Genomic DNA, 6652 nt, shown 5'->3' on the forward strand with positions numbered 1-6652 from the left:
ATAATTATGAAAGAAATTCCATTCCGCTGGATTGATAAGTATCTCATTCACTTAAAGATTCAAGAAAAGTTCTATTTGCTCTTCGTTCTCCCTCTTCTTGCTTTAGTCATTCTCACTCTCGTCCTTAATAGCGCGGCTAATACACTGATCTCAAGTATGTACCAAGAAGAGCTCATGCTTATGAAAGGTCTGATAGAGGCAGGCAACCTTTCTCAATCTCAAGTAGCAAGCCTCATAGCGGGTTCAGAAACCGTTTCTATTGGCTCTGGTTCGCAATCCGTGTCTGTTTTAAATGGTGCGTACAGTTTGGTTGCGAACCATGAACTTTCTTTATGGACTGCCCTATCAACGACTCAAGTGAGCATCATCTGTGTGAGCTTGTTTATTCTCGCTCTTGGCGTTTACTACATCATGACGTTTATTGGCGGCGCGATGTTCACGATGAACAAAGCATTAAACACCCTTGCGGGTGGCGACTTAACTGCGAGAATGAACTTCTTCCCTGTTCGCGACGAGTTTAGTGAAATTGCTATTACGATAGACAAAGTTGCAGAACGAGAGCAACAAATGGTGCTGTCGATTCAAGAGTCTGTGGCGTTAATGCAACAAATTAGCTCAGACCTGAATCAATCGATTCATCACAGTTCAGATATTTCAGCGACTCAGCAGGAACACCTCAACTCTCTTGCGAGTGCAACTGAACAGATGGCATCAACGATTCGAGAAGTCGCGACACTAGCTCACGATTCAAGCACGCAAACCGATGATGCGCGAAACGTGGCTCAGTCTGGACAAGTGAAAGTTGAGAATACGCTTCACTCGATTTCGAACCTTTCTAATGAGATTCAATCTGCGTCTCAAGCCGTTGCCGAGTTAGATGCCAATGCAGCACAAATTGATGAAGTCGTGACAACCATCAATGGGATCTCCGAGCAAACCAACCTACTTGCTCTGAACGCGGCTATTGAAGCTGCACGTGCTGGAGAACAAGGTCGTGGATTTGCGGTCGTTGCGGATGAGGTTCGCGCTCTTGCGGGACGCACTCAGCAAGCGACAGTGGAAATCCAAACGATGATTGAATCGTTACAGCGTAACAGTCAGTCACTTACTAAGCTGATGGAAGTGACAGTTAATAACGCAAATGAGGGACAAAACCTCATGACGGAAGTGAATCACGAAATCGGCTCTTTGGCAGATAAAAATCAAACTATCTCCGACAGTAGCATTCAAATTGCAACAGCAGCTGAAGAGCAAGGTGTAGTCGCGGACAATATCGCCTCAAGCGTTGAAGAAATTCGAGTTCAAGCAGATAACGTGTGCAATATGATAAGCACGACTTCACAAAACGTTGATCAACTGCGTAAGCAAAGCGACACAATGGAAGCACTACTTACTGGACTTAAAGCATAGCAACGGAATCTATTACAGCAAATTCAATAAAAGGGTCACTTTAGTGACCTTTTTTGTATTTAAAAGTCACTACAATGTACTGGATTGCCGAGGGATATTGCTTTTACCATTTACATCCCGGACAATACGCCCCTTTCAAAATTCAACAAGAGCTAATGAAATGACAGCTGCTATCTATTTGGTTAAAGGTCGTGAGAAATCGGTCAAGCGCAAGCACCCTTGGATCTTCTCTCGAGGCATCAACAAAGTTGAGGGCGAACCTGCTCTTGGCGAAACGGTTGATGTATTCACTCACGACGGTAAATGGCTAGCTAAGGCGGCATATTCGCCAGCTTCACAAATTCGTGCTCGTATTTGGAGTTTTGATAAAGAAGAAATCGACACCGCGTTTTTCGTTAAACGACTTAAAGACGCACAACTTCTTCGTGAAGACATTATCAAACGTGATGGCCTTACGGGTTATCGCCTTATCGCAGCAGAGTCTGACGGCTTACCTGGCGTTACGATCGACCGTTACCAAAATTTCTTTGTGTGCCAACTTCTCAGTGCTGGCGCAGAACACAATAAGCAGGCTATTGTTGACGCTCTGGTTGAGTGCTTCCCTGATTGTAATGTGTACGAGCGCTCTGACGTGGCCGTTCGTAAAAAAGAAGGTTTAAAAGAGAGCACGGGCGTTTTGCATGGCGAAGAGCCACCTAAATCGGTCGTCATCGAAGAAAATGGCGTAAAGATTAGTGTAGATATCGTTGGCGGACACAAAACAGGTTTCTACCTAGATCAACGTGATAGTCGCCAGCAAGCGATGAAATATATGAAAGGCAAAGAAGTTCTTAACTGCTTCTCTTACACAGGTGGCTTCGGACTTTACGCTCTAAAAGGTGATGCAAAGCGTGTGATTAACGCTGACGTGTCGCAACCTGCTTTAGATACCGCAAAATTCAACGCAGAGCTAAACGATTTTGATATTTCGAAGAAGCGTGCCGTGTTCCTAAATGCAGACGTGTTTAAGCTGCTTCGTGAGTATCGTGATCAAGGAACTCAGTTCGATGTGGTTATTATGGACCCACCGAAGTTCGCAGAGAGCAAAGCACAACTAAACGGTGCATGTCGTGGTTACAAAGACATCAACATGCTAGCAATGCAAATTCTAAAACCGGGCGGCACTCTACTGACCTACTCGTGCTCTGGCTTGATGGATCAAGTTCTGTTCCAGAAAATCATCGCTGATGCAGCCGTAGACGCTAACCGCCAAGTAAAGTTTGTGGAGCGTTTTGAGCAAGCCGCTGACCACCCAACCGATACAGCATATCCAGAAGGCTTCTACTTAAAAGGTTTTGCATGTAAAGTGCTTTAGGCTACGAATAAGTAAGACAAAGCAGAAGAAAAGGGCCTACTGGCCCTTTTCATTATGGCTCTAAGTTAACCTTAGTTAGTGCGGATAACACATCTCTCTCAAAGTCCGCATTTCCCACGATTAAATCACTAAACTCTGTCGCCCCGTTTTCTATTACGATAGTTTGAATTGAGTTTCCATCGTTATGGGTTATTTCTAGAGATAAGTCATCGCCATCAATGTTCAAGTCAATACTATTAAGAAGTTCTTCTATCGTATTGTGCCCTGCATCTTCAACGACTTCACTCAGATCTAAGGTGTCCAAATCTCTCTCAAAACCTCTAATTAGATCTGTTCCTGTATCCAAGGAGTCGTTGACCCATTTAAAGACATCTGCCTCGTTATCATTACCGATCAAGATGTCATGACTTACGTCTACTTCAGCTTCAATAATATTTGCAGAGCCATTACTTGAAGCATTTACTCCTCCGTTTTCATCAATAACGAATTGCAGGGTATTCTCACTTTGATCGCCATCGTTATCCGTCAATACATAATCGAAGTCTAACGTTTCAACTGTATCACCCACTGCACCATAAAATGCATACGCACCATCGTTTAGGTCGATTTCCAGAGTATGTTTGCTGTCGATATAGATAGTAAGCTGCATCGTTGTGTCGTCAAATGCATGCGAAATACCATCGTTATTGTCAGTTACTATTAGGTCTGTACCATCAAACGAATAAGTGACACCGTCATGTTCTATTTCGCTAATATAACCACCATCTGCACCAATACCTGTATCTGGAGAAGTGGTATACATCAAGTTCCCCCCAACAGGTTGAATCACTGACTGCAACATAACCGGAGGTAATTGAGTTACGTCAGGAACCACAACACCATCAAGGTCTTGATTCAAAAAGCCATCATATGCTACGCGATCTAATTGCTCCGGCATAAGATTAACGCCCATACCATACGCTAGGGCTGTTATCTGATTATCAGGATCGGTTAGGTGATCAATCCAACTCTGCTCGCGAGCGTCGTTTATAAATGATGACGCAGGGTTTGGCTGACCATCTGACAAGAAGTAACTAACATTCGACGCACTGGTTAACTTACCTACATCATCCCATGACTGTTTTGCTTCATTTAGCGCGTTGTTATAGTTAGTCGCGCCACCCGCAGTTAGCGTCTCAATATACGCTTTGGCCTCCTCGACCGTCAGCCACGTCGCAGCACCTATAGCGTAAGTGGATGCTGTACTGCTATAAGTAATAATTTGAACTCGCGTTTGACCGATAGACTCATATTGATTCAATAACTGAGTTGCCGAATCTTTCATTATCTGCAAGCGATTATCCGTTCGCATAGAACCCGAGACATCCATTATGAGCTGAACGTTGGCACTTTCTTTAGTTTCTGCAACTACATCGTGAATAATAGATGCAGAATCTGGTGAGTCATCTTCCACAATAACGTTGACCGTTGTGGAGTTAGTAAGACCACGAGCATTCGAGACAAGCACAGGCACCTCAATATTTAAGGTGTCTTCTCCAGATGGGTTGGAGTGATCAATCGGACCAAGAAGCTCCGTAGATACCACTCCAGTATCATTGACTGATATTTTGATAACCTCTTCACCGTTCGCTGAACCGATAAGCATTTGGTCGTTATTTGATAACGTCCACGTTACAGAGATACCGTTACTAGTAAGAGCTGTAGATGGTTCACTGAGCGTAACAGAATCAACGGTTTGACCCAGCGTCAATTGTTCTACATCAGTACTCGAGTCAGTTGTGTCATCAAAGCCGTTTAGAGCAGAGTCATCAGCAATGGCGTTGCTTAAGCCTTCCTCAGAAACGTTTAGAGTTACACCTTCTACGATTGGTGGGGCGTAAGGGTTGACAGAAAAGTACCCCGTTTTACTGTCTCCATCATTATCAGTAATCGTGTAGTTAAAATCGATATCCCCATCGCCATAAGGTGAGGTCAAAGGTAAGTATTGGAAGAACTCCCATTTTCCAGTGCTAGGTGTAAGTTGAACTTCGAATGCAAGCTCTCCATCAGCCTCTGCAATCAGTCTATTAGAGTTTTGTGGATCGACGTATATCAACACGTCTTTACCATCTAGAGTCTCTAAACCAGCCTCACCTCCATTTAAGACTATAGAACCAGGGCCATCAGCTCCATATACAGCACCGAGGTTCCCATCCGCACTAGCAATTGGCACGCCAGAGTACGCACCTGTAAAGGTTATTGATTTAACGGTAAAGTCACTGTTGTCTTCAGTATCCGGGCCATTGCCATTACTGGTCGCCTCGAGGATGATTTTATCAAAGCCTCCCTGTTGAACATTGAAATTTGCCGCGTAATCACCACTGCTTGCGTCAGAGCTGAACGATTGCTGAGCAATTAATACACCATCTCTATAAAAAGATGCGATTCCTTTCTCAAGTTCACCACCAAACATTTTCTCAAATTCTATTTCTGCTCCGTAAGCAACTTTATTGCCTAAGTCTATGATTAACTGCTCTGATACACCCTCATTACCCGCGAATCGATAATCGACTTCGTTTTCTAATTGGAAGCCGTTGTTACCAGAACTTTTAACGCCAATCCCTTCTGATGATTGATTGATTTCAGCTGTTCCCAGCATCACAGATTCGTCAGACACAAAACCGTTTGCAGTCACAACAACATCCCCAAATGTTCGACTGGTTGCGTCTGCCTCACTTCCTGCAAAATCTATGCGCCCTGTCAGAACGTTAGGTGCACCAGTAAGCGACACATCGACGGGTTGAACAACAACAGGCACGTATGGGCAATCATCTTCAACGGCCACATTTAAGCTTTGAGATGTTGTTGTTTGTCCATCACTTACAGAAATCTGTAAATCAAAGTTGATGATGTCTTCCACATCATTAACAGGATGATCAAGTGGCTCAAACAGAGTAATAGTATAGTCCCAAGAGCCTTGACCTGAAGCTGAAGGCTCGCTCAGCACAACAGTAGCAACAACGCTCAGGTGAGCAGTTTTCGCAGTCAGCGTTTGAGTACTGTTGTCCCACGTCCACGATATAGGCTCCCCTCTTGATGTTAGGTTGTTAGGGCCTGCCAATACCACTGAAACATTCGCCGTGTCTGGATCGGCAACTGTGAATGTTCCTGAGAAACTTGCGGAGTTAGTGGTGTCTGAAGGTGATCCTGTATTATCAGGGATACCATTAGCTAAACCTTCTTCCGAAACAACTGCATTCACAACATTTGAAATAGAAGGAGGAGCATCATTATCAATAATCGTTGCCGTACCGGTATCGCTGCCTTGTACTGCGCCAATGCCGGTCACCGTGACACTGAAATCTTCAGGACCTTCATAAACGGCGTCATCAATGGAAGCAATACGCACATCAAACTCAGTTTGCCCCGCTGGCACCGTTACCACGCCATCGTTTGGCACTGCCACCCAACCGCTCCCGGTGTTGTATTCTAGGGTGCCTAAGTCACCGGTTTCGGTGTCACCTAAGTTGAGGCCTAGCTCGACTTGTACTGTAGACTCGGAGGCGTTCGATAGCGTCACTTTGAAGTTGGCTGTATCCCCCTCATTGATGGTGCCAGCGTCTGAGATAGTCACGCTTGGACGGTCATCATCCGGATCAGGGCCCGGACCCGTGCCATCGTCCACGATCGTTGCCGTACCGGTATCGCTGCCTTGCACTGCACCAATGCCAGTCACCGTCACACTGAAATCTTCAGGGCCTTCATAAACGGCGTCATCAATGGAAGCGATACGCACATCAAACTCAGTTTGCCCAGCAGAAACGGTCACAATGCCATCGTTTGGCACTGCAACCCAACCGGAGCCTGTGTTGTATTCTAAGGTGCCTAAGTCACCGACTTCGGTATCGC

At 45.0% G+C, this 6652-nt stretch carries 3 protein-coding genes; 2 read left to right on the forward strand and 1 reads right to left on the reverse strand.

The window, feature by feature from the left end; genetic code table 11:
• Positions 1-6: 6 nt before the first annotated feature.
• Positions 7-1410, forward strand: a complete 1404-nt coding sequence (locus R7190_RS07160) for a methyl-accepting chemotaxis protein (RefSeq protein WP_017821867.1) — start codon at positions 7-9, stop codon at positions 1408-1410.
• A gap of 160 nt (positions 1411-1570) precedes the next feature.
• Complete coding sequence (locus R7190_RS07165) at positions 1571-2764, forward strand: class I SAM-dependent methyltransferase (protein WP_054579311.1); 1194 nt, start codon at positions 1571-1573, stop codon at positions 2762-2764.
• A gap of 52 nt (positions 2765-2816) precedes the next feature.
• Here R7190_RS07165 and R7190_RS07170 read toward each other — a convergent pair.
• A partial coding sequence (locus R7190_RS07170; protein WP_318127100.1) for a VWA domain-containing protein occupies positions 2817-6652 on the reverse strand: 3836 nt, incomplete at its 5' end.

The organism is Vibrio sp. 1078-1, assembly GCF_033340475.1.